Annotated in this window: 24 protein-coding genes; 7 read left to right on the plus strand and 17 right to left on the minus strand. The window is 59.5% G+C overall.

Annotated features, from left to right (window positions below; all coding sequences use genetic code 11):
• Positions 1 to 201: 201 nt before the first annotated feature.
• Both ctaD and coxB read right to left on the minus strand, forming a co-directional pair.
• A complete protein-coding gene (gene ctaD / locus HQN82_RS17780) occupies positions 202 to 2,700 on the minus strand; it encodes a cytochrome c oxidase subunit I (protein ID WP_173615418.1) in 2,499 nt (832 codons plus the stop codon).
• Positions 2,700 to 3,344 carry a cytochrome c oxidase subunit II gene (coxB, locus tag HQN82_RS17785; RefSeq protein WP_210259564.1) on the minus strand — a complete coding sequence of 215 codons (645 nt, stop codon included), beginning with the start codon at positions 3,342 to 3,344 and terminating at the stop codon, positions 2,700 to 2,702. The genes ctaD and coxB overlap by 1 nt, the downstream gene beginning before the upstream one ends.
• A gap of 75 nt (positions 3,345 to 3,419) precedes the next feature.
• Here coxB and HQN82_RS17790 point away from each other — a divergent pair, with 75 nt between their 5' ends.
• Entirely contained in the window at positions 3,420 to 3,917 is a 498-nt protein-coding gene (locus HQN82_RS17790) for a DUF2231 domain-containing protein (RefSeq protein WP_173615419.1), read from the plus strand.
• Here the strand turns inward: HQN82_RS17790 and HQN82_RS17795 are convergent.
• Both HQN82_RS17795 and HQN82_RS17800 read right to left on the minus strand, forming a co-directional pair.
• Positions 3,895 to 4,395 carry a CopD family protein gene (locus tag HQN82_RS17795; protein WP_034497460.1) on the minus strand — a complete coding sequence of 167 codons (501 nt, stop codon included), beginning with the start codon at positions 4,393 to 4,395 and terminating at the stop codon, positions 3,895 to 3,897. The genes HQN82_RS17790 and HQN82_RS17795 overlap by 23 nt on opposite strands.
• Entirely contained in the window at positions 4,392 to 5,141 is a 750-nt protein-coding gene (locus HQN82_RS17800) for a cytochrome c oxidase assembly protein (protein WP_223215995.1), read from the minus strand. The genes HQN82_RS17795 and HQN82_RS17800 overlap by 4 nt, the downstream gene beginning before the upstream one ends.
• Before the next feature lie 164 nt (positions 5,142 to 5,305).
• Between HQN82_RS17800 and HQN82_RS17805 the strand changes: the two genes are divergently transcribed.
• Complete coding sequence (locus tag HQN82_RS17805; RefSeq protein ID WP_173615420.1) at positions 5,306 to 5,569, plus strand: hypothetical protein; 264 nt, start codon at positions 5,306 to 5,308, stop codon at positions 5,567 to 5,569.
• Positions 5,570 to 5,610: 41 nt separating this feature from the next.
• Here the strand turns inward: HQN82_RS17805 and HQN82_RS17810 are convergent, their stop codons facing one another.
• From HQN82_RS17810 to HQN82_RS17855, 10 genes are all read right to left on the minus strand, one after another.
• Complete coding sequence (locus tag HQN82_RS17810) at positions 5,611 to 6,948, minus strand: MATE family efflux transporter (RefSeq protein WP_173615421.1); 1,338 nt, start codon at positions 6,946 to 6,948, stop codon at positions 5,611 to 5,613.
• Positions 6,949 to 7,527 (minus strand): peroxidase-related enzyme, encoded by a 579-nt coding sequence (locus HQN82_RS17815; protein ID WP_004445999.1) that lies wholly within the window; start codon positions 7,525 to 7,527, stop codon positions 6,949 to 6,951.
• Between the two features lies 1 nt (position 7,528).
• A complete protein-coding gene (locus HQN82_RS17820) occupies positions 7,529 to 8,035 on the minus strand; it encodes a CMD domain protein (protein ID WP_173615422.1) in 507 nt (168 codons plus the stop codon).
• Between the two features lie 7 nt (positions 8,036 to 8,042).
• Positions 8,043 to 8,636: a 2-hydroxychromene-2-carboxylate isomerase gene (locus HQN82_RS17825; RefSeq protein ID WP_173615423.1), complete on the minus strand. Its 594-nt coding sequence runs from the start codon at positions 8,634 to 8,636 to the stop codon at positions 8,043 to 8,045.
• Positions 8,637 to 8,646: 10 nt separating this feature from the next.
• On the minus strand, positions 8,647 to 10,128 hold the full coding sequence (locus HQN82_RS17830) for an NAD(P)-binding domain-containing protein (RefSeq protein WP_173615424.1): 1,482 nt from the start codon (positions 10,126 to 10,128) through the stop codon (positions 8,647 to 8,649).
• Between the two features lie 53 nt (positions 10,129 to 10,181).
• Positions 10,182 to 11,252, minus strand: a complete 1,071-nt coding sequence (locus HQN82_RS17835; RefSeq protein ID WP_173615425.1) for an ABC transporter ATP-binding protein — start codon at positions 11,250 to 11,252, stop codon at positions 10,182 to 10,184.
• 3 nt (positions 11,253 to 11,255) lie between these two features.
• Entirely contained in the window at positions 11,256 to 12,047 is a 792-nt protein-coding gene (locus HQN82_RS17840) for an ABC transporter permease (protein ID WP_173615426.1), read from the minus strand.
• Between the two features lie 9 nt (positions 12,048 to 12,056).
• Positions 12,057 to 13,040 (minus strand): ABC transporter permease, encoded by a 984-nt coding sequence (locus tag HQN82_RS17845; RefSeq protein WP_173615427.1) that lies wholly within the window; start codon positions 13,038 to 13,040, stop codon positions 12,057 to 12,059.
• Between the two features lie 84 nt (positions 13,041 to 13,124).
• Entirely contained in the window at positions 13,125 to 14,225 is a 1,101-nt protein-coding gene (locus HQN82_RS17850) for an extracellular solute-binding protein (protein WP_173615428.1), read from the minus strand.
• 53 nt (positions 14,226 to 14,278) lie between these two features.
• The gene (locus HQN82_RS17855; protein ID WP_173615429.1) at positions 14,279 to 15,259 is read right to left on the minus strand and encodes a LysR family transcriptional regulator; all 981 of its coding nucleotides are present in this window, start codon (positions 15,257 to 15,259) and stop codon (positions 14,279 to 14,281) included.
• A 387-nt stretch (positions 15,260 to 15,646) separates the two neighbouring features.
• On the opposite strand from HQN82_RS17855, the gene HQN82_RS17860 reads away from it, so the two are divergent.
• Positions 15,647 to 16,720: an NAD/NADP octopine/nopaline dehydrogenase family protein gene (locus HQN82_RS17860; RefSeq protein WP_173615999.1), complete on the plus strand. Its 1,074-nt coding sequence runs from the start codon at positions 15,647 to 15,649 to the stop codon at positions 16,718 to 16,720.
• 243 nt (positions 16,721 to 16,963) lie between these two features.
• Here HQN82_RS17860 and HQN82_RS17865 read toward each other — a convergent pair whose 3' ends face one another.
• Positions 16,964 to 18,730 (minus strand): diguanylate cyclase, encoded by a 1,767-nt coding sequence (locus HQN82_RS17865; protein ID WP_173615430.1) that lies wholly within the window; start codon positions 18,728 to 18,730, stop codon positions 16,964 to 16,966.
• 317 nt (positions 18,731 to 19,047) lie between these two features.
• On the opposite strand from HQN82_RS17865, the gene HQN82_RS17870 reads away from it, so the two are divergent.
• The 4 genes from HQN82_RS17870 to HQN82_RS17885 all read left to right on the plus strand — a co-directional run bounded on the left by HQN82_RS17870 (position 19,048) and on the right by HQN82_RS17885 (position 24,332).
• Positions 19,048 to 20,934 (plus strand): sigma-54-dependent Fis family transcriptional regulator, encoded by a 1,887-nt coding sequence (locus HQN82_RS17870; RefSeq protein ID WP_173615431.1) that lies wholly within the window; start codon positions 19,048 to 19,050, stop codon positions 20,932 to 20,934.
• A gap of 164 nt (positions 20,935 to 21,098) precedes the next feature.
• Positions 21,099 to 22,172 carry a 2,3-butanediol dehydrogenase gene (locus HQN82_RS17875; RefSeq protein WP_173615432.1) on the plus strand — a complete coding sequence of 358 codons (1,074 nt, stop codon included), beginning with the start codon at positions 21,099 to 21,101 and terminating at the stop codon, positions 22,170 to 22,172.
• 118 nt (positions 22,173 to 22,290) lie between these two features.
• Positions 22,291 to 24,093, plus strand: coding sequence for an NAD(P)/FAD-dependent oxidoreductase (locus HQN82_RS17880; RefSeq protein WP_173615433.1), 1,803 nt, complete (start codon positions 22,291 to 22,293; stop codon positions 24,091 to 24,093).
• 62 nt (positions 24,094 to 24,155) lie between these two features.
• Positions 24,156 to 24,332, plus strand: a complete 177-nt coding sequence (locus tag HQN82_RS17885) for a hypothetical protein (RefSeq protein WP_173615434.1) — start codon at positions 24,156 to 24,158, stop codon at positions 24,330 to 24,332.
• Between the two features lie 159 nt (positions 24,333 to 24,491).
• On the opposite strand, the gene HQN82_RS17890 is transcribed toward HQN82_RS17885, so the two are convergent.
• The gene (locus tag HQN82_RS17890) at positions 24,492 to 25,853 is read right to left on the minus strand and encodes an FAD-containing oxidoreductase (RefSeq protein ID WP_173615435.1); all 1,362 of its coding nucleotides are present in this window, start codon (positions 25,851 to 25,853) and stop codon (positions 24,492 to 24,494) included.
• Positions 25,850 to 26,311 carry a DUF4126 family protein gene (locus HQN82_RS17895; protein ID WP_173615436.1) on the minus strand — a complete coding sequence of 154 codons (462 nt, stop codon included), beginning with the start codon at positions 26,309 to 26,311 and terminating at the stop codon, positions 25,850 to 25,852. Before HQN82_RS17895 ends, HQN82_RS17890 begins: the two co-directional genes overlap by 4 nt.
• Positions 26,312 to 26,318 lie beyond the last annotated feature (7 nt).

Raw genomic sequence — 26,318 nt, forward strand, 5'->3', positions numbered from 1 at the left:
TTCCTCATCCACAGCACAAGCAGGAAAAGCGATAAGCCGAACAGAGCAAGCAGTATGGATCGAAGGATCGAAACGCCGGCCCAGGAGCGCGTATCCCACCCCCAGGCACAGCCGACGAATTGCACAGCATACAATGTGAGAAAGCACAGGGCCCAGGTGATGAAGGGCCCAGCAAGACTGAAGGCTGTTCGGTAGCGCATCTCAGCCTCCCTCCGTTAATGACCGTAGTGTCTGCAGGAATAGAAACGATATGCCTGTCGCGAAAAGCAAGTGAACATGCCAGAGGGTGCCTATGCGAAGGTCGTTTCGGCGACGGTCCGAGACGTAGCCATTCGACAGACGCCAACAGCCGAATGCCCCAAGGATCAGGCCGACAAATCCGTGCAAAAGGAGATAAACGTTGACCGCAACCGAAACGCCGTGGATTGCATGGCTTACCGCCGCATATTCCTCCCGCAGCACCATTGCACCAAAGACGATCGCCGCCACGTAGGCAATCGTGCTGATGATCGACATCGTCACAGCCGTTCTCAGATGCCTCGCCAGTGCGCCAAAGATGGCGGCTACAGCGGCGCTCAACAGGAAAACCGTCTGCAGTGATATCGACTGCGGCCAGACGATCTTTTCGCCACCGGCGGAAATCCAGAGGAAAAGCCCGCCGAAAAGCAATGAGGAAAAAAGCGTCGTGTCCGCAATCAGGGCAAGTTTCACCGCCATGACGGACGGAGCATCGGCGCATTCGTAATGAAGCGGAAAACGCTCTTCTCCACGCGCGACGACGGGTCCGCGTTCCTGTCTGGCATCATCGTTCGGCGTCCACGCAAGGAAGAGCAAAGCAATAATGACGAGAGCGAAAACCGCCACCGGATACGCCTTGAGAAGCAATGCGATGAAAAAGGCGGCCGTGGACATGGCAGTCAGCAAGGGAAGAAAGCTTGGCCCTGGCAACACGACGATCTGCAGCGGCGCACCGGTTACGGCATCCGTCCCCATGGTCTCCATTTTCCTGGATCTCACAAAGCCGAGGTACCCTTTACCCGCGGCGAGCATCGCCGCGATCTGGTTGATCGGCAGGCTGTCCGCTCTAGCAGTCACTTCCGGCTGTGACGCAAAGGCATAGGCCGCTGGCGGGGTCGGCATGGCCCATTCAAGGGTACCGGCATCCCACGGATTGCGCCTGAAGGCGCGCCCGTAGCGAAACAACAGCGCGAAGTCCAGCACCACCAGCATGAGGCCCGCGGCCATTATGAAGCTGCCAATTGAGGAGAGAAGATTGAGCCACTCCCAGGGGGAAGCCTCTGGATAGGAAAAAACACGCCTCGGCATGCCCAGCAGCCCGGTCAGGTGCATCATGAAGAATGTGAGATTGAAGCCGATGAAGATCATCCAGAACGCGGCCCAGGAAAGGTGCTGGACGGGCTGGCGCCCGCTGATATGCGGCACCCAGTAATAAAGCCCGGCGAGCATGGGAAAGAGAAATCCCCCGACCAGGACATAATGAAGATGCGCCACCACAAAATGTGTATCATGCGCCTGCTGATCGAAGGGTACCATGGCCAGCATGACGCCGGTCAGACCGCCGATAACGAATACGCAGAAAAACCCGAGGATATGGAGCATGGGAACGCTCATCGTCGGCTTGCCGCTTGCGATGGTTCCAAGCCAGGCGAATATCTGGATCGCTGTCGGGATGGTGACAAGCGCGCTCGCGGCAGAAAAAAACGACAGCGCCACATGGGGGATGCCCACCGTGTACATGTGGTGCACCCACAGTCCGAAGGACAGGAAAGCCATGGCGATCAACGCCGCAACGATGATGTTGTAACCGATCAGGCGCGTTCCTGCCAGAACGGGGATAATTGTCGACAAGGCTCCGGCCGCCGGCAGAAAGATGATGTAGACCTCGGGGTGGCCGAACAGCCAAAAGAGGTGTTGCCACAGAAGCGGGCTACCGCCGCGTTGCGGATCGAAAAACGGGATATCGAAGGCCCGTTCAGCCTCCAGCAATATCGAACCGAGGATCAGCGGCGGAAAACCGATCAGCATCATCGCGGCGACAACGAGCATGTACCAGGCGAAGACCGGCATCCTGTCGAGGGACATGCCGGGTGCACGCAGCCTCAGGATCGTCACGATGATTTCGATCGCCGCGCTGATAGCGGAAATCTCCACGAAGGTAATGCCGAGAAGCCAGATGTCGGCATTGACCCCGGGACTGTATTGCGATGACGACAGCGGCGTGTACATGAACCAGCCCCCCGCAGGGGCGGCCCCGCCAATAAGGGCGAAAATCAGCATTCCGCCGCCGAAGAGGTAACACCAGTAGCCATAGGCCGACAGGCGGGGAAAAGCGAGGTCCCTGGCGCCGATGAGCTTCGGCAGGACGTAGATCGAAAGCCCCTCAAAAAAAGGAATTGCGAACAGAAACATCATGATCGTGCCGTGCATCGTGAAGACCTGCGCATATTGCTCGGCATCCATGAAGGCGTTTGATGACGTGGCCAGTTGTGTCCGGATGAGCATGCCCAGGAACCCGCCGATGGCGAAGAAAACAAGCGCGGTCACCATGAAGCGTTTGCCTATGACGGTGTGGTTGACCGCTGCGAGACGCCGAAACCCGGTGCCCGAACTCCAGACCTCATTGAGTTCGCGGTGAAGCCTTAACGACGAGTGTTTCTTCGGTGTGCGCACATCGTTCATCAGCGTTGTCCCAAGCCCCCGATCACCTTTGAAAACTTGCTCTCCGTGTGAGCAACAACACGGAAACTCATGCCGGCATGGCCGGTACCGCAATATTCCGCGCAGATGCCGCCGAAGGTGCCGGTCTGATCCGCTCTGAGGGCAATCTTGTTGGAAAGTCCGGGAATGGCATCGATCTTTCCGCCAAGCCTTGGAACCCAGAAGCTGTGAATGACATCGTCACTGGTGACCTCTACAATGACGTCACGGCCAACCGGCATATGCATCACGTCGGAAATGCGGACTTCTCCGGTCGGTGTTTCGTAAGCAAACTCCCATTTCCACATGCGCGAAACCGCATGTATGCGAAGCGGATCGCTCCCCGACTGTGGCAGCAGGGATTCTCCTTGCATGAATGAAAAAGCCACCAGGGCCGTCAGGACCGGTATGGGGAACCCGATGCCGCCGCCGATCAGCCAATGGTGCGTTTTCACCCGAGCAAGGGAAGCCGGGTTGGAAAAGACCAACGCCAACAGAACGGCAATCAGCAGGAAGATTGCGCAGGCACCGCCCAACATTACCCACCACAGCAGCGCGACCTTGCGACTGGCCGGGCCTGCCGGCGCCAGTGCCGAGAGATCACCGGAGCAAGCGGAAACCAGCAAAAGCAGAGGAATGAACGCTATGAAACGGAACCCCGCGCTTCTCCCGCGGGTTAGCGGTCGAAAAGGAACTATCAGATGGAAAAAAGCGACGCACCCAACCCGGTCATCTCCAAGGTGGAGGAGAAGACGACCGACTCCGCAATCGCCGTTGCCGGCCATCCACTGCACGCAATGACCGTTCATTTCCCTATTGCCCTTGTCATCACGACATTGGCTTGCGACCTCCTTTATTGGTGGTCCGCAGACGAGTTCTGGGTTCGCGCCGGTGTCTGGGCATCGGGAGGCGCTTTTTTCAGCGGCGTCGCAGCCGGCATCATCGGCACCGCGGAACTGCTTCTCGTCGCGGGAATTCGCGCCCGGGTTGCCAGCTGGGCGCATGGTGTGGCCGCAATCGCGCTGATCTCCGTGGCAGGCGCCAATTGGGGAGCGCGGACATTCGGCATGATCGAGATTTTGCCGCATGGGCTCGGCCTGTCCCTCCTTGCTTCGGTCCTTACTGCGCTCGCGGGCTGGCACGGCGGAAAGCTGATATTCGATCACGGCATCGGCCTCATGGTGTCTCCCAAGGAATGAGGGGGGCGATGTTACGCTTTAGTGCCCCAGGCTCATGGAACCAGTCAGGCAGCAGCGCGGGTATCTCCGGTTTTGCGAGCGCCAGATAGACGATGCCAAGGGCTATGATGCTGGTGAACGCCGTGACGACAATGAAACGCCACACAGGATAGATCTCGCCGTCGTTAAAGAGACGGAGAATGACCAGCCCCGTAAGCACGTGTAGAAACACGAGAATAGCCACAAGGGCCAGCTTTGCGCTGAACCATGATAAATATGTGGATTGCAGGAAAATAAGCGTGGTTCCGGACGCGACTGCAAAAAAAGCGGCTGGCGACAATACCTTTACATAGGAAAACCGCACGATCTTTTGCAGGCGGAAACGATCATCATCGTTTTGGACATGCGCACGTTGCACATAGAGACCGGGAAGACTGACAAGGCCGGCGATCCAGACAGAGATCGCTAAAAAATGGACAAACTTGAAGAGCGCGATCATTCCACCCCCCGCCATGCAGTCATGTGCAGCAAGGTCCGGGCGGAGGAAAGCGCAACGACGAGATAGGGGACAAGCCCGAATGTCCACATGATGAGGCCCGAAAGCTGCTGATCTTCGAGCGCTGTCATCCCATACGACTCGGTCGTGAGCAGATGCTCTGCGAAAAGCGGATAAGGAGCAAATGTCAGGATGGCTGCGAGGAAGCCCATCTGCGCCATCGTTGCAAGTGCGAGCGCAATTCTCCTTCCCGGTCCGGCAGAGACGAGCATCGTCCTCCATAGCCAGACAGCGGTTACAATCAACGCGAGCTGCATGCCCCAGTAAGCAAGGGAGTTTGAAAGCGCGAATGAATAACCCGGCGGCAGATGCCAGGCCCAATAGACGATGGTATGCGCGAGAAACGGAATTTCCGGAAGGGCTGGGAGCCGCCAGGGTAAGCGCGGCAGGCGTCCTTCAAGGTTTAGCGCCAGCAGTGGCGCAAGGACGGCAATCAATATGAAATGATGGAAAACCCGCGCGGAGAAAAGGGCCGTCGTCAACGCACAAAGCGGCGATACGAATGCAACGACAAGAATGCAGATTATGGCGGCACGCTGCAAGAAGGAACCCTGTCGGGTCGCTGTCCCAAACAGCAGAACGGTTGCGAGCGTTATCATAGCGATGAGAACCGGATCGAGGTTCCATGCATATGCAAGGTCGGTGAAATCAGGTGCTGGTCCGCAGTACGGAACAGTTGTTTCGCTCAAAGTCTCGAGCCCCCATGTCAATTCTACCCCTCACCCAACTCCGCTTCCGGAGATGCGTTCCCCTCTTTGCTCACGATCGGGACAACAACCCGTGATCAATGTGAAGGAACGATGAGGCACGCCCGTGGTTCACCATCAGCCGGGACGCGAGAAAGGAGGAAACAATGCCAATCGTTACGGGACTTTTTGAAGATGAAGAAGGCGCCAAGCGCGCCGTCCAATATCTGGAGAACATTGGCGTGGATCGCCGCATCATTAAGGTCAAAACCTACGATCAGGGATCGGAGGAAAACGCCGGCCATACCCCTGAAAATGTTGACAAAGGCGGAATTGAGCAGGGCTTGATTGTCCGCGCTGACGTTTCACAGAAGCATCTGGTGAGGGCGTCGGAAGCCTTCCTCAATCTGGCAAGGAAGAAACAGCCGTGATGTCCTCGGTGACATTGGGTAACGCTCCGTTTGTCCCATCTTTACCGGAACGTTGCCGCCGCAAGTTTCGGAAGCATGAACCGGAAGGCGATGCTACGGGCGCCCTGAAACAAGAGAAGGGAAATCCATAGGCCATCGTTGCCGTAAAGAGGCTGCAGGACCGCCCAGGCGGCGAAATAGATGATCAGGGACGCCACCATGAGGTTGCGCATTTGCCGAGACCACGTGGAACCGATATAGACGCCGTCCATCTGAAACGCGATGATGCCGACAACAGGCAAAACCACCACGTAAATCAGGTAGGTATCGGCCAGTCTCGCAACGGCGTCGGTGGGCGCCGTCAGCGCAATCACCCAATCCCCGCCAGCCAGGAATGCTACGGAAACCAGCGCCGCGAATATGACACCCCAGAGCGTCGTCAGTTTGATCGTGCGATCGAAGGCGGGTCGATAACGTGCGCCGACGGCGCGGCCGGCAAGTTGTTCTGCCGCTGTAGCGACACCATCGAGGAAGGCGACGCCGAAGAAATAGAACCGCAAGAGAATGGTGTTGGCGGCAAGCACCTCGATCCCGAGAAAGCCGCTCTGGCGCGTGAAAAAGGACAGGCCGATCAGCAATGCGAATGAGCGGATCATCATGTCGCCGTTGACCGCGAAGGATCGTCTGATCGCCGGTATATCAGGAAGCCGCCAGGAGGAGCGATCGGTCTTGGCCAGGATCAAAGCTGCGCCTGCCACAGCGGTCACGGCTTCTGCAACCAGCGTGGCGATCGCGACACCTTCCACGCCCCAGCCGAGCCCTATGACCCAGTGAACGCTGAGGGCGGCATTCAGGCCATTCAGCAGCGTCTGGAGGATCATGCTCCACATGGCCTCACCGCGGCCAATGAGCCAGCCGAAGGCGACAAAATTGAAGAGAACGAAGGGGGCCGACCAGATTCGCCAGTGGAAATAGGTCGAGGCGGCTTCAGCGACAATCCCTTCTGCGCCCATGACGCTCATGCCGAGCGCACCGATCGGGCCCTGGAGCAGCAGCAACAACAGACCGGCCACCATTGCGATGATAAGGCCGCTCAGCAACATGCGCTGTTCCGCCACCCGGTCGCCCGCGCCCATCGCCTGCGCCGTAAAGCCGGTCGTGGCGCCGCGCAGAAAATTGAAGGTCACGAAGATGACGTCGAAGATAACCGAGGCCAGCGCGACACCGCCCACGAGTGCCTCGTTTCGCATATGCGCGATGACACCCGTCGCCACCAGACCGACGAGCGGCGTCGACAGATACGCGATCATCATCGGTATCGCGATTTTGAGGACATCGCGGTGCGCGACGCTGAACGGGCGGACAGCTGCCTCGGTCCCCGTAATTGCCGTTGCCTTCACTTATTCTTTCCGATGCGGTTCACCCAACGTATGCATCAGCCGGTTCGCCCAGCCGAAGATGGCGATGGAATGGATGAGGTCGAGAATTTCAAGATCATCCAGGCCGATTTCCCGCAAGTGATAAAATTGGTAGACCCCCACATTGTCTGGATGGGCGGTCAGATCGACACCGAAATTGAACAGCGCCTGCTCGAAATCCGGAAGGTCCGCATCCAGCCCGTTCTTGTATATCTCGTCCACGACCTCGGGCCGTTTCTCCAGCTGGATATAGCGGTTGGCGTGAACCGCAGCGCAGTAGATACAGTGATTGACGAAGGATGCCGCCAGCGCGCCGATCTCGCGCCCACCGCGTGATAATCCGCCTTCACTATACATGATATCGTTGAAGAGCGGGGTGCGCTCGTTCAGCGCCTCCGCCTCGTTAGCGAGCACCAGGACATAGGCGGATACCTTGGTATTGGAAGGGGTGACCTTCAGGGCCGACAATTGCTCGGGGGTCGCGTTTGCAAGGTCCACAGGCTGGACGTAAGGATGCCAGTCAAGCGCATCGAGGGTGAATTCATGCACGGGCTGTGACATATCAATTGTCCCTCATCATCTTGAGGCCGGCGACGACCAGCACCTGATAATTCACATAGGCAATCAGGCCGGCGAGCGTGACGATATCGCGGTCGTCGAGACCAACCGCATAGAGTTTCTCGATGTTTTCCCGGGTCGCGTCCTTCGGCGTAAGGGTCACGAGATCGACGTGGTTCAGGATGGCTTGCAGGCGGGAATCCGCGTGCTGAAGGACCGATGACGGATCAGCGACCGACGCGTGGTCGGAGCTTCCCTCCTCCTCGGCAAGCCGCTCGATGTAGTGCGCATGGAGTTCTTTCGCCTTCCACAAAGCGGACATACGCGCGGCAAGTGCCGCCCGCAGGGCGTAGGAAAAGTTGCGTGGCTCTGCCGGCCGCAAAGCCGCAAGATAGCTGGTCTGCGTCAGTTGTTTGAGCTTCGAACGTCGCTCGCGGAGTTTCAGCAGATCGGAGCTTTCATCAAGGCCGAGGACGCGGTCGATCACGTCTTCTGGAGGTGTAGCTGTCATTGTTTTTTCAATCCTCGGAAAGAGCGTCATCCAGAAAGGTCAGGCGGTCCTGCCCCCAATAGAGCGTGTCGCGGTAAATCCAGGTGGGGGTTCCAAAGACACCACGCGCCTGTGCTTCGGCGTGGCTGTCATGCCAGGCCGCCATGATCTCGGGCGTGTCTTCGAGCGCACGCAGCGCACGACCATCGAGACCCAGGCTGTTTGCCACGGCAATGCGAACGTCCGGATCAGTAACGTCCTTCTCCTCCGCCCATAGGGCTCGCAGAAGCGCATGACTGAGTTCCAGTGCGGGCAAACCCTGCCTGTCGGCCGCAATCACCATGCGCGCGGAAAACTCGTTGTTGGTCGGATAATATCTGGGCTTCAGCACCAACGGCATGCCCAGACGTTTGCGCCAGCGGTCCAGTTCGACGGCGTGGTAGTCCTGCCGCGGCTGGGGTCTGGAACGAAGTGGAACACCACCGTTTTCGGTGACGATGCGGGTGGGGCGGACGACGACATCAAGATCGTGCTTTTCGATCAGCGCCTTGAACTGTGGCCAGCCCAGATAGGCCCAGGGCGAACTGAGCGCGTGGTAATAATAAACGGTTTTTTTGCTCATCGCCTTAACCTCAGGCTGTCTTCTGCATGGAAGAGTCGGCATCCGCATCGGTCCATTCGGACCCATCGAGTTCAGGCTTTTCGTAAGCCTTCAGCGCCTCCCAGTGATGATCGATGTCGGCGATGAACAGCGAAGCGGCGATACCCCGCGCGAGCCAGAGCGCACCTTCGCTGATGGCCGGAATATCGCCGCTGACTTTGCCCAGACTGACCGATGAACCGTAATTGAAACAATGGATGTGCTGCAGCCAAGGGGCGGCGCCCGGCTCTTTCTCGGTGAAAGAGAAGTCGTCTTGCAGCCAAGGGAATCGCCCAAGCCCAGGGTTTTCCTCACCTGTTGGCGGCGTGTAGCGGTCGTCCCAGCAGGCGATCTGCCCGTTGAACATTTCGAGTTCGGGACGACTGACGGGGTCGATTGAGAATCCCGTTCCCAAAATCACGAAATCGGTCCGAAAAACGCGGCCGTTGATTGTGGTGATGACGACTTCGCCGCCCTCTTCCTTCATCGATTGGATACCGCAGTCGAAATGGAAATGGGCGTTGGGATGTCGGCTCACCCTCAGCGTTGAATTGTGTGGCGCGGGGGTCTGCTGCTTGACGGAATAATCCATGAGACGCCAGCGCCACTCAGGGTCAATTTTCGCGAAGCCGGCGGTGACACCGTATGATCCGATGCCCATCAACTTGTTGATCGTCGGCATCGTCTTGCGTCTGGCAAGGAGACGCACTTCACCGGCCCCCTGCTCGAGCGCTTCCGCTGCATTGTCCACGGCGGACGCCCCTACCCCGATGACAACGACGCGTTTCCCTTTCAGACGCTGAAAATCAATCATGTCGGCGGAATGCGCCCAGCTGACGTGGCGCTGCATGCCCTTCACAAAATCCGGGATCGTCGGTTCTCCAAGGCCATCGCGCCCCGTTGCCATCACCAGTTTCCGGGTGACGATGGGGTCAGCCTTCCCACCCTCGATCTCCAGCTCCAGAAGCCCATCGGGCCGCGGGATGACGCGGGTGACGTGGATGTTGTTTTCAACCGGGATTTCCATCACCTGCCGGTACCAGCTCAGATATTCCATCCACATGGGACGCGGAATGCGGAAGAGTTCTTCCCAGGCCTCTTCTCCAAAGCGGGCGGTGAACCAAGCCCTGAAGGTGAGCGACGCCATGCCAAGCGCCGGTCCCAGAAGGTTCTTGGGCGAGCGCAGGGTTTCCATGCGCGCGTAAGTCACCCAGGGCCCCTCCTCGCCTTTTGCGGCCCGGTCCACAATCCGGATATTGGCGATTCCTGCCCGTGTCAGGGCATGCCAGGCAACGAGGCCGCACATGCCGCCGCCGATGATCACGACGTCACTGGCGCGCTGGCCCTCTGAGGTCGAGACAGGTTTCGACCAGTTTGCTGCGGGATAGTTGAGGTAGGACAGATCCTGCCTCACCCGGGCGTTGAGCGCAGCTAGTCTCTGCTGCTCGGTCCGGTCTTGCTGTTCCAAAGTCATCAGGTGATCTCCTGAAATTTATTGTTGCCCATCGGCACCGACGGGCACGAGGATTAATCGGCGAGCACCACGGCGTCGCGATCGCGCCAACCCACCCAGACCGTCTCGCCATCAAGATGCGAGAGCGCCACCGGATCGAGCTGGGCCGACAGGAGTGCGCCGCTATCGAGGCGGATCGTCAACGTCGTATGCGCGCCTTTGAATACGCGCCGCTCGATCTGGCCCTTGAGGGCAAAACGATCACTCGGCTGCTCCGGCAGACAGAACAGAGCCTCTGGACGCAGCGCAATCGTAACGTGGCTGCCAATGGCGTGATGATGGCCGTTAAGATCGGCCCGGATCAAGCTGCCCTGCCAGTCGACCGTAGCGACCCCGCCCTCGGCAGAGACTAATCGGCCTTCGAGAAAGTTGCTCTGACCAATGAAGTCGGCGACGAACCGGCTGCGGGGGCGTGCATAGAGATCATCAGGCGCTCCCATCTGCTCGATCCGCCCCTTGTTCATCACCACCACGACGTCGGACATCGTCAGCGCCTCTTCCTGGTCATGGGTGACGAAGATGAAGGTTTTGCCGGTCGTCTGCTGGATCGACTTCAACTCGATCTGCATCTCATGACGCAGCTTGGCGTCGAGGGCCGATAGCGGCTCGTCGAGCAGCAAGACATTCGGGTCCGGCGCCAGCGCCCGCATGAGGGCCACACGCTGGCGCTGACCGCCCGACAATTGCTCAGGCATGCGCCCGGCAAAATCCTGCAGCTTGACAAGACCGAGGAGTTCCATGACCCGGCGGTGGATGGACGCCGAATCCAGCCCCTTCAGTTCAAGTCCGAAGGCGATGTTACGCTGGACCGAAAGGTGCGGAAACAGGGCATAGTCCTGAAAGACGATATTGACGTTGCGCCTGTTGGGCGGCAGATGCGAAATCGGCTGCCCGTCGAGGTAGATCTCACCGGAAGACGGCGTTTCGAACCCGCCCAGCATTCTCAGCGTCGTGGATTTGCCGCAACCGGAGGGGCCAAGCAGGGTAACGAATTGGCCCGGCGCGACCGCCAGGTCCAGATCGTCGACAGCAAGAGAAGCGCCGTAAGACTTGTTGACGTTTTTAAAATGAACAACCGGCTGCATAACTCAGCTCCTCGAACGGCGGGTGAAGTGCTCGGCATAAAGGCCGATGGCGGCGGTGACGATGAGGACGATGGTCGCCATCGCATTGATCTCGGGTGACATGCCGCCCTGGACCTTGGCGAAAATGAGCATCGGTAGCGTCGGCTTGTATCCGCCCAGGAAGAAGGTGCGCACGAAATCGTCGATACTGGTCAGAACGCAGAAGATCATGCCGCCGATCAGCGCCGGCAGAATGTAGGGAACCGTGACGCGCATGAAGGCGATAAATGCGTCCGCACCGAGGTCTCTTGCAGCATCGACGAGATTGGCAGGCATGGAACGAAGGCGCGTCAGCACCATGATTACGACAAACGGCACCGCGTGTACGGTGTGGGACAGAATGATTGCGAAGGTGCCCGTGGGGATATCGACCATCCGGATGAATATCCGCATCGAGATGGCGTTGATGAGACCGGGAACGACGGCAGGCAGACAGGCGAGCGCAAAGAGGATGGCCTTGCCGCGGATGCCTTCGGCTGAAATCAGCAGGGCAATCCACACACCGATGACGGTCGCACCAATCGTGGTAGCAAGCGCAATGCCGGCCGAATACACCGACGCTTCGATGAACTGCTTGTCCTGCAGCACTTTGCCGTACCAGTCCAGAGTCCAGTTACTGATCGGAAAAGCGATGAAGTTTGCATCCTTGAAGCTCATCGCCATCATCAGGGCCAGCGGCAAAAGCAGATAGATAACGAAAATAGCGTAACAGGCGCCAAGTGCCGTCTTCGGCAGGTCGTTAAAGGGGGATCGCATCATCATCTCCTACATCAGCCGGACGGAACGACCGCCAACGACGCGCATGAAGAGACCCACCGTCGTCAGTGACACGGCAAGCATCAGCATGGCGAAGGCAGCGCCTTCAGGCCATTTGTCGTTGGAGGAGTGGAAGAGCGTTGCGATCACCTCCGGAAAGATGACGGCGTTCGGCCCACCGAGCAGCAGCGGAGCGGCGAACACGCCGACAGCGGTAAGGTAGACCAGGCTGCAGCCGGACACGATACCGTCTTTCGACAGCGGCAGGATAACGCGGCGGAAGCGTTGGAAAGGACTTGCGCCAAGATCGGCAGCGGCATGCACCAGCTGTACCGGGATCTTTTCTATGGCTGAATAGAGCGGGAGCAGCATGTAGAGCGCGAGGAGGTAGATGACGCCGAAGCTCAGCGAAAAGGACGTGTAAAGCATCGGGATGGGCCGATCGATGAGGCCGATCTCGCGCAACAGGACGTTAACGGCTCCCCGATTGGCCACAAGCATGATGACCGAAAAGGTACGGATCAGTTCTCCGGCCCAGAACGGGATGAGCAGGAGCAGCAGCGCGCGCATACGCTGCTTCGGCTGGAGCACCTTCGCCACGTAATAGGCAACGGGGTAAACGATCACCAGGGTCGACACGCTAACGACGGCCGCAAATACGAGGCTACGTATGAAGGGCAGCACGTAAATCGAATCCGAGAAGAACAGGGCATAGTTGGCGAGCGTATAGCGCGTGGCCTCGTTCGGTTGAGGCGGATAGTTGTCCGTGAAACTGATATTGGCCATTTGCAGGATCGGCCCGACATGCAGGACAAAAAGCCATATCACGGGTATACCGGCAAGGAGTGCGAGGCGCGCATGGCGACTGTCTGCCAGCCGGCCTATGGTGGTTCGGTAAAGGGCTGAGCCTGTCACCTTGCCAATCCATCCGGAATAATGCGCGGTAGCTGGCGCGCTTTCCTTTCGGAGTTCAGTCATTGTCGTGTTCACCATGATCGTTCCCAGCTCTGGACAAGCTTTTTATTGGGGTCTGCGAACCCGGTACCGGCCGGGTTCGCGTCGCATCGCAGCGGTAACTCAGGCAGCCTTGATTTCGGCAGCTGCCTTGTCGATCATCGCGTTCTTCATGGCCCGGTTGACCGAGCTGAAGAACTTGATGCGCTCCATCTGGTCCTGTGGAAGCGCCATGGCCGCCCGTTCGCGGTCGTTGAGCAGCTTGTCGACGCCATCAAAGGCCGAGGCAAAGCCGGACTGGCGAACCATAGCAGCACCGATTTCCGGTGAGGCGAGAATGGCGTCCAGGAAGGCATAGGCGGCGTCCGCATTCGGACCGTTCTTCACCACGTTGAAGGAGTAGAGGAACCCGTAGGTGCCTTCCTTCGGAACCGACAGCTCGATGGGGTGACCGTCCATGATCAGCTTGGACGTCGGACCGGACCAGGCTTGGGCGACGTAGATGTCTTCATTCAGGAACATCTGCTGCACTTCGGAACCTGCGTCGTAATATTTGCGGACCTTGTCCTTTTGCTTGATCAGGAAGTCGCGCGCCTTGTTGGTTGCTTCCTGGGCAACGGCTTCCTTGCCTTCATAGGCGACATAATCGCCGTCATTGCCCTGATACAGCATGGTCAGAGAGAGGAAGTCCGAAATGATGTAGGACGTCAGTCCCTTGTATTCCTCGTCGAACATCATGCCCCAGCTGTCGGAAGGCTTGGTGTATTCCGTGTTGCGGGCCAGGCCTTCAAAGCCCGCCAGAAGCGGAACGCCGTAGGTGGAGCCGTTGATGGTGAGCTGCGGTGCGCCTTTGTAGGCTGCCGCCAGCTTGTCCCAATTCTTCAGTCGGCTGGTATCAAGCGGCGAAAGGAGGTTGGAGCCGATGAACTGGGAGAGCCGGTGGCCGGTTACCGTCACGATATCGGTCGACGGCGTGGCGCCTTCGGCCGTCAGAATGTTATACTGCTTGCCCTGATCGTCCGTGAGACGGATGCGGATCTCGATCCCCGTGTCCTTCTGGAACTGATCGATGAAAGACTGCGGCACGAACTTGTCGTAGGTTGTGATGTTGACGACTTTGCCCTGTGCGTGGGCGGAGCGCATCAGGCTGGGCGCTGCCAGGATACCGGAGCCGGCAGCGAGCAGTTTGAGGGTAGAACGGCGGGTCGCTTTAAACTCTTTCATGGCACTCTCCTTTGTTGTTTCTTGATTGGGGTCGACGGGGCAGAAAATTCTGATCAGGGAGCGTCCCCTTCGACGGTTCCCCCATAGGTGACGTCAGCCACACGCCCTGAGGCGCGCGGATCGTGGGCGATGAAATCCGGCATGCGGGCTGAGGCCACACGGATAATCAGCTGGATCAGCTCCTGGGCGGTGGCCGACAGCGGGCGCGCTGTCGCCGAGAAAATTCCCCAGAGAAACGGAATGTCGACGTCGAGCGGTCGCACAGTCACGCCCGCAGTCAAGGGACCGTAAGCGGTAGCCGGTTCAACGATCGCAATTCCCATGCCGGTCGACGCGACCTGTACCGCGCTCATCGCCGCGCTCGTGGCGATGATCCGCCGTGCGCGGACATTTGCCTCTTGCAGCGCCTTGTCGACACGGCGGCGCAGACGGAATGGGTTTGCAAGCGTAATGATCGTCTGGTCGGCAAGGTCGCTAATAGAAACGACATCCTTGGCGGCCAGCGGATCGTTGACGGACAAGACCGCTGCACAGCGGCCCTGGAAATAGCCATGCGCCTCGAGACCCGGTTGCTCGGCCGGAAGCGATGTCACGCAGAAATCCGCAGTCCGTCCCAACACCGCCTGGACCGCAGCCTCGGCCGGCATGCTCCTTAAAAAAACCGTGTGCGGCAGAAGGGCTTCGGGTAACTCCGCGAGAGCGAGCGGCACCATTCCGGTTGCAAAAGCAGGTGTCGCCGCGATCTCGACAGGCTCAGGCTCCTTGAGACTGATGCGTTGGGCACGGTTGCGCAGATGCTCGATACCGCTGATGAAGCGCTCCGCTTCGGCGTGGAAAGCCACCCCCTTGTCACTCGGCGTAATACGCGGGCCATTGCGATCGAACAGCGGAAATCCGAGCGATGTCTCGAGATCTTGAATAAGGCGCGTCACCTGAGATTGCGAACGGTCAAGGAGGCGCGCAGCACCGGTAATGCTGCCTGCGGACATTACCGCCAGAAACGCCTCGAGCTCGCGTATCTCCATCGCTATCATGCATCCTTTGCATTATGACAAATTTAATGTGCATTAAACGCATGATATCTGCTAGTGACAAAAGAGAATTTTTCGTTCGAGGGGCAGAAGATGAAAAAGATGGCTCGCTGACTTCGAAGTGTGCAGAAAATTAAGCCTCAGGGCGCGGCTTTTGCTCATGCAGCACATGCATTTACTCGAAGGAGCCAAGACTTGCTGAGGGTGTAGGCAGGCGCGCTGATAAATGAGGCAGGAGAACCGAGAACGCGGTTTCCGGCGCGCCAGAAAAAATGATGCATTTGCGCAACGATCGGCGGGCAATGTACAGAACCGGTTTGTGTTCTACGCGAAAGATAGAGACCAGAGGGTGGCGCCATGTCCACTCCTACAACCGAAAGGACAGATGACATGCGGATAGCCATTCTCGGTGCGGGTTCGATTGCTTATGGCATGGCGGCTTTCCTCGCCAATGCGGGGCATCATCCGTCCCTATGGTCGCCCTCCGGCCGCAGTGCCAAGCCGTTGTCGGAAGGCGAACCGCTCGTCGCTACCGGCGCGTTGGACTTCGTCGGTCCGGTCGAGGTCGCGGCAACCTGCGAGACTGCTGTTGCGGATGCAGATGCGGTCATCATTGCAATGCCTGCAAACGGTCATCGTGCCGCCATCGACGCGGCGCTGCCGCATTTGCGGTCGGGACTGCCCGTCATCATCAGCTCTCATAGCTCCTTTGGAGCGCTCTATCTGTCGAAGCGGCTTTCCGAACGACAGCTCCGCCTGCCGATCATTGCGTGGGGGACCACGCTTCTGACGGCCCGCCGCCAAACCGACGGGCGCAGCGTCGTCGTCAACACCATCCGCCAGAAGGTGGACTTTGCCACCCTGCCGAAGTCGGCAGCCGCTGAGGGTCGGAGCCTGTGCACTGAACTCTTCGGTGATCGTTTCGTCGAACGTGACGGTTTGCTTGCCATCGCGCTCTCAAACCTCAATCCTCAAAATCATCTCGGGATCGCATTGCTCAATCTAACAAGGATGGAAAAGGCGGAGAGTTGGGGACAGGGCGAACATGTCACACCGGCGGTCGGTCAGTTGATTGAGGCGCTCGACGCCGAGCGACTGTCAATTGCCGAGAGCTTCGGCCTGGAGGTCAAAACAGTTCGCGAACACTTTTCTCTCTCCTTCCACGTGCCCCTCGCCTCTGTTTCCGAAATGAACCAGCAGATGCATCGTGAAGGACGAGGCGGAATGGGCCCTTCCTCCATCGAAAGCCGCTACATTTTCGAAGATGTGCCGTTCGGTCTACTCCCAACCGTGCTTCTCGGCCGCATAGTCAACCGGCCTGCGATCCTGCACGAGGCAGGCGTTCGCATCTTTACCGCATCGGTCGCACACAATCTGGAGGCAGACAATGACCTGCTGCCGGAGCTTTCACTTGATCATCTCGGTCCGAGCGAGCTGCGGGAGCTTTGCGAGAGCGGATTTTAACGGAGCAGAGGAGCCGCCCGTGATCCCGACCGGCAGGAGCCGAGGGCCTTTCAGCGGGCCTTTGACGATCCGCAGATCCTGAGACAGATCGGCTTGCGTCAACGGCGGGCTGGCACGCGAACCGCAGCCCTGGATCGATTACACGAGCAGCTGGGCGGGCTCAGCCATCCTTGCGGCATAGCGCGTTAAGTGAGCGCTTTCCGTCATGGCTGGGATTGGCCCGACGCGAATGTTGCCGGTTATTCACGAGGCAACCACTCTATTGCGTCCTTGTGCCTTGGCGAGCAGAAGGGCCGCATCCGCGCGTGCCAGCAGCGTGTCCAGCGGGCCGGCCTCCGGCGAGGTTGCCACACCCACGGAAATTGTTACGGTTCCAAGAAGTTTCCCAGCATGGGAAATCGCTGTACCACTTACTGCTGTTCTGACTTTTTCGGCCAAACCAGCAGCGTCGCCCTTGAGCATCCCCGGCAAGAGCGCGGTAAATTCCTCTCCCCCATAACGGTAAGCGTCACCGTGATCGCCCAGCGTGTCACGAAGCGTTCGGCCCACATACTGCATGACCTTGTCGCCGGCATCATGACCATATTCGTCATTAAAGCGCTTGAAGTGGTCGATATCGATCATCAGGCAGGCAAGTGGTGTCTTTAATTCGTCACTCGCGAAACGCTGCACCCTTTCATCCAGATGCCGGCGATTGAACAACCCGGTCAGAGGGTCTTCGATAGCCATCAGCGTCAACTTCTCACGCAGCTGCAGATTGGCGATGGCAAGCCCGACATTTTCGGCAATCAGTTCGAGATAAAGCCGTGACGCATCGAGGTGCAGCGCCTGCCCTTCTTTTTCTTCCAGGTAAAAAAGCCCGATCATGTCGCCTTGCGCGGTCAACGGGACGCAAAGAGCGATAGCATCCGGATCATCCAGATGCTGACACGGCACATCGGTGTCGGAGAACCCGTTGGCGTGCGCCCGCCCGCGGCGCATTCCCCAACACGCAGACGCAGGAAAACTGTCTCCGGCATTGTCAGGCGCTAGCCAGTCCGAACTGCGGTTGAGGATATTCTTGTTTTCGTTCAGGATATAAAGGCCGCCGGCAATGCCGGGAAAGATTTGCGGCGCAAAGCGCGCGACGATGCTGGCAAGCTCGCCCTGGTTCTGGCAGGCCTGCAGACGGTGCATCATCTGCAGGATGAGATCCTTGGTCTGTTGGTCTGCCCGTCGTTCCGCGTCGAGCCGATCGCGCTCAATGCCGCTCGCCCGGAAGATTTCAATCGCGGTGTTCATCTCGCCGATCTCGTCCCGGCGACTGTCGGGCAGCACCTCGACGGAATAATCCTGCTTTGCAAGCCGGTCGATGATCCCGCTCATCCGAACCAATGGCATGGCGATCCGGCGTCTCAGGATGAAATAGAGCACCGCCAGGAACAGCCCCCCCGTCAACCCCAGCATGATCTTGGCGATGACGCTCCACCAGTCGCTACGCGCTCGCGCCGCGGCCAACTGCGATCCGGTTCTTGCGGCTGTCAAATCTCGAAAATGCGCGACAGTCGCCAGAAGATCCCCTTGCAGTCTTTCGTGCTCGGGGCCGAACAACGTGGACTGGGCAGCGCTCCTCTCACCGCGCTGAAATGCTTCGACCGCCGCGATCTCGAACTTGTCGAGTGCGTCCGCATCCGTTTCGATCTTTCGCAGCGCATCGACCTCGGCCTTCGGCAGCGCTTTCGACAAGAGCTGGTCAACTGCGGCTTCCCGGCTTCGCTCGCTTCCATCTTCGGCCCGGAACGCGTTGAGATGGCGTTCTTCACCACGCATGACAAACAGCCTGGCCTCGTCGGAGCGGACCTCTGCGCCAAGTGCGAGGTCTTCCGCCAGACTATCCAGCGTCAGATGCTCTTCCACCGCGACACGCTCTTCGACGGCACTGCGGGACGACATGATGAAGGCCGCGCCAGACAAAGCCGTCAAGACGACTGTCACTCCGTAAGCCCAGTTGGTGATCGCGCTTATTCTCATTATCTAATACTACACACCGCTGCTTGCGGGAGGATTAAGACGCCGGTTGCGATTGCATGGTGCGTACTCAACATTGCCGGCGCCGGCAGGCCCAGATTTCAGCAAGCTGGCCGAAGTTGACTGGACAGTCAACGAGGGCGGTGCATGAATACTGTAAACCTCAACGAGAGCGCCACGGAAATCATTCATTCCGTCCCGCGCGGAGATCGAGGTTCCAAATGATGTCCGGCATTCGCCGAAGCATTAGTCACACTGAACAATTGCGGCTATGTTATTGTGGCAGATCACGGGAGGCGGCCTTCGAGGGCCGGTGATTGATGGGTTTTACGGATCACGTCAAGGAAATCGAGCGGGTCGGACAGGGAACCAACACGGGCCGCGACACCGTTGTCCTGGAGTCCTGGCGGCGCTGTCTGGACGCCTACCAGCTCGATCCGGCGCAGGCGCGCGAGGCAGTGATCGTTTCGGAAACACGGCTGCGGGAACACCGTCAGCAGGCGGAAGATCTGGTACACATCGCCCGCTCCGGCCTGGAGCGGCTCTACCGGCAGGTTGCCGAACAGAATTACGTGTTGCTGTTGTCGGATCGGCTTGGTGTCACCGTTGAATTCCTGGGTGACCCCTCCTTCAACAACAATCTGCGCAAAGCGGGGCTCTATCTCGGTTCCGAGTGGTCCGAGCCCCGGGCGGGCACCTGCGCGGTGGGCGCCTGCATTGCCACGGGCGAGGCCCTGACGATCCACCAGACCGACCATTTTGACATCACCCACACGCCCCTGTCCTGCACGGCAGCTCCAATCTATGATACGCAAGGATCATTGGCGGCCGTTCTCGACATTTCACTCCTGAGTTCGCCAATCCTGAAAGCCAGCCAGAACATGGCGCGTCATCTCGTCTCGTCGACGGTGCGGCGGATCGAGCTTGCCAATCTCATGGCAAACAGCCGTCACGATCTGGTCCTGCGCTTTGCGGGAGCGCCGGAGTTTCTCGACGTCGATCCGGAAGCGGCGATATCCGTAGACGGTGCGGGGCGCATCACCGGCATGACTCACGGCGGCGCCCGGCTTCTTGCCGCGTCGCGCGGTCTCGACTGGCACACGCCCGAGCTTCTGATCGGTCAGCCCGTTACGGACTTCTTCCATGCGGGGCTCGACGAGTTGGCCTCGCTGACCCGCGCCAGCCTGCCCCAGGAACGGCGGATCGCCGTTCGCGACGGCTCGCTGCTCTTTGCCCATGCCATAGAACCGCAGCAACGCACAGGCAACGTGCCGCCTGCCCGCACTTCCGGCCGATCGCCGGCGATCAACAGGCTCGGCGGTAATGTGCCGGCGATCGACGACCTCAGGCGCAAGGTAGTCAAACTTGCACCCAGCAGACTGCCGATATTGCTGCAGGGAGAGACCGGGACGGGCAAGGAATATCTCGCCCGCATCATTCATGAGATGAGCGGGCTTTCTGGCCGCTTCGTGGCAGTCAATTGCGCCGCCATTCCGGAGCAGCTGATCGAGAGCGAACTTTTCGGTTATGTCCCGGGGGCTTTTACCGGGGCGCTGGCCAAGGGGAAAAAGGGGTTGGTCGAGGAGGCCGAGGGCGGAACGCTGTTCCTCGACGAGATCGGCGACATGTCCTATGCCGCTCAGAGCCGGTTGCTCAGGGTTCTCGCCGAGGGCGAGGTGCTTCCCGTCGGCGGCTCGGTCGCGCGCAAGGTCGGTTTCCGTGTCGTCTCCGCTTCGCATCGATCGCTGGCCAACATGGTCGCGGCAGGCGGGTTCCGCGAAGACCTCTATTATCGGCTCAACGCCGCCATCCTGTCGCTACAGCCGCTCCATGAACGCGAGGATCTGCCGTGGCTCCTCGAGCAGCTGCTCCATAAACACAATACGAAGGACGGCCGCCTTACGCTGTCGGGCACAGCGAGGCTGCTGCTTCTCAACCATCGCTGGCCAGGCAATATCCGCGAACTCGACAATGCCATCGCCTTTGCCGCAGCGCTGTGCGACGATGGTGTGATCGAGATCACGGACCTGCCGGATCATTTGTCGCAGCCTGCCAGCGTGCGCATCGGCGGCAGCGTCGAAGCAGACCTGCGTGCCGTCCTCACGAGTTGCAAGGGCAACGTCTCCGAAGCGGCCCGCCGTCTTGGTGTCGATCGCACGACGCTCCATCGCCGGATGAGACGGTTCGGCATAGAGCGTCCGCACTGAGCCATTCATTGCGGCATCCACCACACCTGTTGCGCCACAGCTGTGGCGCAATCGTCGTCACCCTCCCTGAAAACGCTGTGATTTCCAGCCCTCTCGACGGTCGGCTCGGCTGGCACGGCGGTTGCTCCTCCTGATGGCATGAAAAGCAGCCTTAAGGAGGAAACATGCGCGCCCTCAGATTTCACGCCGCAAAGGACTTGCGGCTCGAGGACATTCCCGAGCCGAAACAGGCGGGACCGGGTCAGGTCATCGTCCGCAACCGCTTCGTCGGAATTTGCGGAACAGATCTTCACGAATACAGCTATGGCCCGATCTTCATCCCGACCGAGCCGCATCCGTTTACCGGCGCCCACGGCCCGCAGGTCCTCGGCCACGAGTTCGGTGGCGTTGTCGAAGCCATCGGTGAAGGCGTGACCTCGGTCGCCATCGGCGACCGCGTCTCGATCCAGCCTCTCGTCATGCCGCGCTCCGGCGACTACTTCGCCGACCGCGGCCTTTTCCATCTCAGCCCGCAACTCGCACTCGTGGGTCTCAGCTGGAATGGCGGGGGCATGGCTGAAGCCGCGCTCGTTCACGAATATAATGTCCAGAAGATCCCAGACGAGATGACCGATGAAGAGGCCGCGCTCGTCGAGCCGACGGCAGTTGCCGTCTACGCCTGCGACCGTGGCGGCGTCACCGCCGGTAACAGCGTTCTCGTTACGGGTGCCGGCCCGATCGGCATGCTGACGCTGCTGGCGGCCCGAGCGGCCGGCGCCACCAAGCTGTTCGTCTCTGACCTGAACGATGCCCGCCTCGAGCTTGCCAAGAAAGTCCTGCCCGACCTTGTCGCCATCAATCCGAAGCGCGAGAAGGTTGGCGATGTCGTCCGCGCACAGACCGAGGGCCAAATGGGATGTGACGTCGCGATCGAATGCGTCGGCAACGAAGCCGCCCTGAAGGCATGCGTGGATGCTGTGCGCAAGCAGGGCGTCGTCGTTCAGACAGGCCTGCATCCGCATGAGAATCCGATCGACTGGTTCCAGGTCACGTTCCGCGATCTCGAGGTCAAAGGCTCGTGGGCCTATCCGACCCATTACTGGCCGCGTGTGATCAGCCTGATCTCATCCGGCCTCCTGCCGGCGACGAAGATTGTCACCAAGCGCGTCACGCTTGAAACGGCCGTAAAAGAGGGTTTCGACGCCCTCCTCGATCCGGCTGGCACCCACCTGAAGATCCTGATCGATCTCTCGAAATGAGCATCTCGGCCAAGGCCTGAAGGGAGAGGAGCCCTGATGGCGGCGGTTTGGAGGCTTTGACGGAACGCCCGGCAGCGGCGTTCCGTGACCATCACCAAGCAATCATGGAGGAGAATAAATGCTCGATATCAGCCCCGGAACCAAGATTGACACGGCCCTTGCGAAGCTCGAAGGAGCGCTGGCGAAAGGCGACGTGGACGCCGCCGCCAACCTGTTTCAGGCGGATTGTTACTGGCGAGATCTGGTGACCTTTACCTGGAACCTGAAGACCCTCGAAGGCCGCGAGCAGGTCCGCGACATGCTTTCCAGCCAGCTTGCCGCAACCAAACCGTCCAACTTTGTGCAGGACACCAGGGAGGCCGCTTCCGAAGCGGGCGGCGTTACCGAAGGCTGGTTCGAATTCGAAACGGGGGTTGCCCGCGGCTATGGCCATATCCGTTTGAAGGATGGTCTGATCTGGACCCTCTTGACCACCATGACCGAACTGAAGGGCCATGAGGAGCCGAAGGGCTTCCGCCGCCCGATGGGGGCGGAGCACGGCCATGACAGAAACCGCACGACCTGGAAGGAAAAGCGAGAAAGCGAGGCGGCGGAACTCGGTTACACGTCCCAGCCCTATGTCGTCATCATCGGTGGCGGCCAAGGCGGCATCGCGCTCGGCGCACGCCTTCGCCAGCTCGGCGTTCCGACGATCATCATAGAGAAGAACGAGCGGCCCGGTGACAGCTGGCGCAAGCGCTACAAGTCACTCTGCCTGCACGACCCTGTTTGGTACGATCACCTTCCTTACATTCCCTTCCCGGAAAACTGGCCGGTATTCACCCCAAAAGACAAGGTGGGCGACTGGCTGGAAATGTACACCAAGGTGATGGAACTGAATTACTGGGGCTCCACGACCTGCAAATCCGCCCAATACGACGAGAAGACCGGCGAATGGACCGTCGTCGTCGATCGCGACGGCAGAGAGGTCGTCCTCAAGCCGAAGCAGCTCGTGCTGGCAACCGGCATGTCGGGCAAGGCCAATGTGCCGAAATTCCCCGGTCAGGACATCTTCAAGGGCGAGCAGCAGCATTCTTCCCAGCATCCGGGTCCGGATGCCTATGCCGGCAGGAAGGTGGTCGTCATTGGCTCCAACAACTCGGCCCACGATATCTGCGCAGCGCTCTGGGAAGCCGGCGCCGATGTCACCATGCTGCAGCGCTCGTCGACCCATATCGTCAAGTCGGACTCGCTGATGGAGATCGGCCTTGGCGATCTTTATTCCGAGCGGGCGGTTCAGGGCGGCATGACGACGCGCAAGGCCGACCTGATCTTTGCGTCCCTGCCCTACCGGATCATGCATGAGTTCCAAATCCCGATCTACAACAGGATTCGGGAAAGGGATGCCGAGTTCTACCAAGCGCTCGAAAAGGCCGGTTTCATGCTCGACTTCGGCGACGACGATTCGGGCCTGTTCATGAAATACCTGCGGAGGGGATCGGGATATTACATCGACGTGGGGGCCTGCGATCTGGTCATCGACGGTTCGATCAAACTGAAGTCTGGCGTCGACGTCTCGCATCTGACAGAGAACGCGGTCATCCTGAAGGATGGGACGGAGCTGCCGGCGGACCTCGTGGTCTACGCCACCGGCTACGGTTCAATGAACGGCTGGGCCGCCGATCTCATCTCGCGCGACGTGGCGGACAAGGTCGGAAAATGCTGGGGCCTCGGCTCCAACACCACCAAGGATCCGGGCCCCTGGGAAGGCGAGCAGCGCAACATGTGGAAACCGACACAGCAGGAAGCCTTGTGGTTTCACGGCGGCAACCTGCATCAGTCACGCCATTACTCCCAATATCTGTCGCTGCAGTTGAAAGCCCGCCAGGTGGGCATCGAGACGCCCATCTACGGAATGACCAAGCCGCATCACCTGGCCTAAGCACAAAAAGAGCGTCGGCTTTACCGGCGCTCTTTTTGTAAGCATCCTGCGTTGTGAGTTAAATGGCCGATCCCATCCTCACGCTTGAAGAAATTGCCCGCCATGCGAACCTATCGAAGGCGAAAACCTATTCGCGCGTTGTAAACAGGGAAGAACTCATCGAAGCGGTAATCCAGCGAGAATCCGACCTCACGATCACCGGCCGGCAGTTTCGAGCGTCCGGGTCTCTGTTCTGGTAGTCGGTCGAAAGGCCCAGCCCGATAGTAAGATCGTCACCCTCGTCCAGCGAAACGGCGGCGCCATAGACGTCAGAAGGCCGACGTTGCACCAACGAAACGAGCGACAGTCGCCTTATCGATCCGGAAAAGCCTTTGCGCTCCTCGCCGGGCCGGCTGGGGTCAGGTTTCCCTGAGGTCGCCGATCAGTGTCGGCACCAGCTCTCCGACCGTTGGATGGATTGGCACCGCCCAGCGCAGTTCTTCAGTTGTGGCCCCCAGGTTGATGGCGTCGAGCACGCCATAGATCGCCTCGTCACCTCCGACCCCCAGGAAAGCGGCACCGAGTATCCGGTCGGTTTCGGCGTCGGCGACGAGTTTCATGAGGCCAAGCGTTTCACCTTTCTCGACGGCCCGGCCGACGCGGCTCATCGGTCGGGTCGAGACCTTGATCCGGTGACCGGCCTCCTTCGCCTGACGCTCCGTCATGCCAACGCGTCCGAGCGGCGGATCAATGTAGAGGCCGTAACCGAGGGTACGGTCTGACACTTTTCGATTGCCGCCATCAAGGAGGTTTGCCGCGACGATCTCGAAATCATTGTAGGACGTATGCGTGAATGCGCCTCGCCCGTTGCAGTCACCAAGGGCCCAAATGCCTTCTGCGGTGGTCTGCAAGCGCTCATCCACCGTGATGAAGCCGCGTTGATCAGTCTCGATGCCAGCAAGATCCAGACCGAGATCATCCGTGTTCGGCCGCCGTCCGAGCGCGATCAGGACATGGCTCCCACTGACTTCGCCCTGATCGGTCCGCACGACGACGCCCACATCTTCCTTGGTGAAGGACAGGAGTCTGCGGTTCAAAAGAACCTCGATGCCATCCCTACTCAGAATCTCCGCAATGGCTTGCGAGATATCAGTATCCTCCCTGGGCGCCAGTTGCTGCCCACGCTCAATGACCGTCACCTCGGCGCCGAAGCGCCGATACATCTGGGCGAATTCCAGTCCGATGTAACTGCCGCCGAGAACAATCAGATGTTTCGGCAATTTCTCGAGCGCGATCACCGATGTGCTCGTGAGGAACGGCACGTCCTCAAGGCCAGGAATGTCGGGGATGTGCGGCCGCGCGCCGACATTTATAAAAATCTGCGGCGCAGTATAGTCTGTCCCGTCCACGGACACGGCCTTCGCACCGACGAATTTGGCCTGGCCGTGGATCACATCCATCGTCTCGAGACTGTCAAACCAGGATGCCAAACCGTTTCTCGCATCAAGGGTCACCTTCCTGGCGCGGGCCGCTACGGCCGGCATGTTCACTATCGGCTCACCACTGATGGTGACGCCGAATTCGGATGCGCGCCGCGCAACCTCCGCGGTCTTGGCGCTGGCGACCAATGCCTTGGTCGGCATGCACCCGGCGTTGACACAGGTGCCGCCGAGATATTTGCGTTCGATCAGGCCCACCTTGCGGCCCATCGCCGCCATGCGAGCGGCGAGGAATGGTCCGGCCTGACCGGCCCCGATGAAGATCGCGTCATACTCCCTCATGACACGGACACCACGACGATCAGTGCGAGTAGGATGGCGACCGCATCCTCGATCAGGGCGGCGGGAAGGTCGCGGCCGAAATGCCTGGCGAGATTAGCGCGGCCGGATGCACCGCCGAAGGTTCCGACGACAGCGCCGATGACCCCCGCGAGAAGCCCGGGAACCACCATTCCTGCAGTTGCGGCGACCGTCGCACCGCTGAGAGCGCCCATTATAACCCGTGCTCCGAATTGAACGGGTACCTTGCGTGAGGGCGTGCCGGGAAGCTGGTCGGCAATCAGTTCCACGATGGCAAGCACAGTCAAAATCGCCGCGGCCCAGAGCGAGCCCATGAAGGAGAGAACGCTTGGAGAAATATCGATCCACCCGAAATAAGCGCCCCAGGAGAGTGCGGCGGGGGCAGTCATGGTGCGCAGACCGGCGACAAGCCCTATCAGCATTGCGAGAAAAATGAGCATTCAGATC

It is taken from the genome of Agrobacterium pusense, from assembly GCF_013285525.1.
GTDB lineage: Bacteria > Pseudomonadota > Alphaproteobacteria > Rhizobiales > Rhizobiaceae > Agrobacterium > Agrobacterium pusense.

Bases quoted from the DNA above. Each gene is read 5' to 3' on its own strand.
- ctaD (WP_173615418.1), bottom strand. From the start codon at position 2,700: ATGAACGATGTGCGCACACCGAAGAAACACTCGTCGTTAAGGCTTCAC.
- HQN82_RS17790 (WP_173615419.1), top strand. From the start codon at position 3,420: ATGGAAAAAAGCGACGCACCCAACCCGGTCATCTCCAAGGTGGAGGAG.
- HQN82_RS17795 (WP_034497460.1), bottom strand. From the start codon at position 4,395: ATGATCGCGCTCTTCAAGTTTGTCCATTTTTTAGCGATCTCTGTCTGG.
- HQN82_RS17805 (WP_173615420.1), top strand. From the start codon at position 5,306: ATGCCAATCGTTACGGGACTTTTTGAAGATGAAGAAGGCGCCAAGCGC.
- HQN82_RS17815 (WP_004445999.1), bottom strand. From the start codon at position 7,527: ATGTCACAGCCCGTGCATGAATTCACCCTCGATGCGCTTGACTGGCAT.
- HQN82_RS17820 (WP_173615422.1), bottom strand. From the start codon at position 8,035: ATGACAGCTACACCTCCAGAAGACGTGATCGACCGCGTCCTCGGCCTT.
- HQN82_RS17825 (WP_173615423.1), bottom strand. From the start codon at position 8,636: ATGAGCAAAAAAACCGTTTATTATTACCACGCGCTCAGTTCGCCCTGG.
- HQN82_RS17830 (WP_173615424.1), bottom strand. From the start codon at position 10,128: ATGACTTTGGAACAGCAAGACCGGACCGAGCAGCAGAGACTAGCTGCG.
- HQN82_RS17835 (WP_173615425.1), bottom strand. From the start codon at position 11,252: ATGCAGCCGGTTGTTCATTTTAAAAACGTCAACAAGTCTTACGGCGCT.
- HQN82_RS17840 (WP_173615426.1), bottom strand. From the start codon at position 12,047: ATGCGATCCCCCTTTAACGACCTGCCGAAGACGGCACTTGGCGCCTGT.
- HQN82_RS17845 (WP_173615427.1), bottom strand. From the start codon at position 13,040: ATGGTGAACACGACAATGACTGAACTCCGAAAGGAAAGCGCGCCAGCT.
- HQN82_RS17850 (WP_173615428.1), bottom strand. From the start codon at position 14,225: ATGAAAGAGTTTAAAGCGACCCGCCGTTCTACCCTCAAACTGCTCGCT.
- HQN82_RS17855 (WP_173615429.1), bottom strand. From the start codon at position 15,259: ATGATAGCGATGGAGATACGCGAGCTCGAGGCGTTTCTGGCGGTAATG.
- HQN82_RS17860 (WP_173615999.1), top strand. From the start codon at position 15,647: ATGCGGATAGCCATTCTCGGTGCGGGTTCGATTGCTTATGGCATGGCG.
- HQN82_RS17865 (WP_173615430.1), bottom strand. From the start codon at position 18,730: ATGAGAATAAGCGCGATCACCAACTGGGCTTACGGAGTGACAGTCGTC.
- HQN82_RS17870 (WP_173615431.1), top strand. From the start codon at position 19,048: ATGGGTTTTACGGATCACGTCAAGGAAATCGAGCGGGTCGGACAGGGA.
- HQN82_RS17875 (WP_173615432.1), top strand. From the start codon at position 21,099: ATGCGCGCCCTCAGATTTCACGCCGCAAAGGACTTGCGGCTCGAGGAC.
- HQN82_RS17880 (WP_173615433.1), top strand. From the start codon at position 22,291: ATGCTCGATATCAGCCCCGGAACCAAGATTGACACGGCCCTTGCGAAG.
- HQN82_RS17885 (WP_173615434.1), top strand. From the start codon at position 24,156: ATGGCCGATCCCATCCTCACGCTTGAAGAAATTGCCCGCCATGCGAAC.
- HQN82_RS17890 (WP_173615435.1), bottom strand. From the start codon at position 25,853: ATGAGGGAGTATGACGCGATCTTCATCGGGGCCGGTCAGGCCGGACCA.
- HQN82_RS17895 (WP_173615436.1), bottom strand. From the start codon at position 26,311: ATGCTCATTTTTCTCGCAATGCTGATAGGGCTTGTCGCCGGTCTGCGC.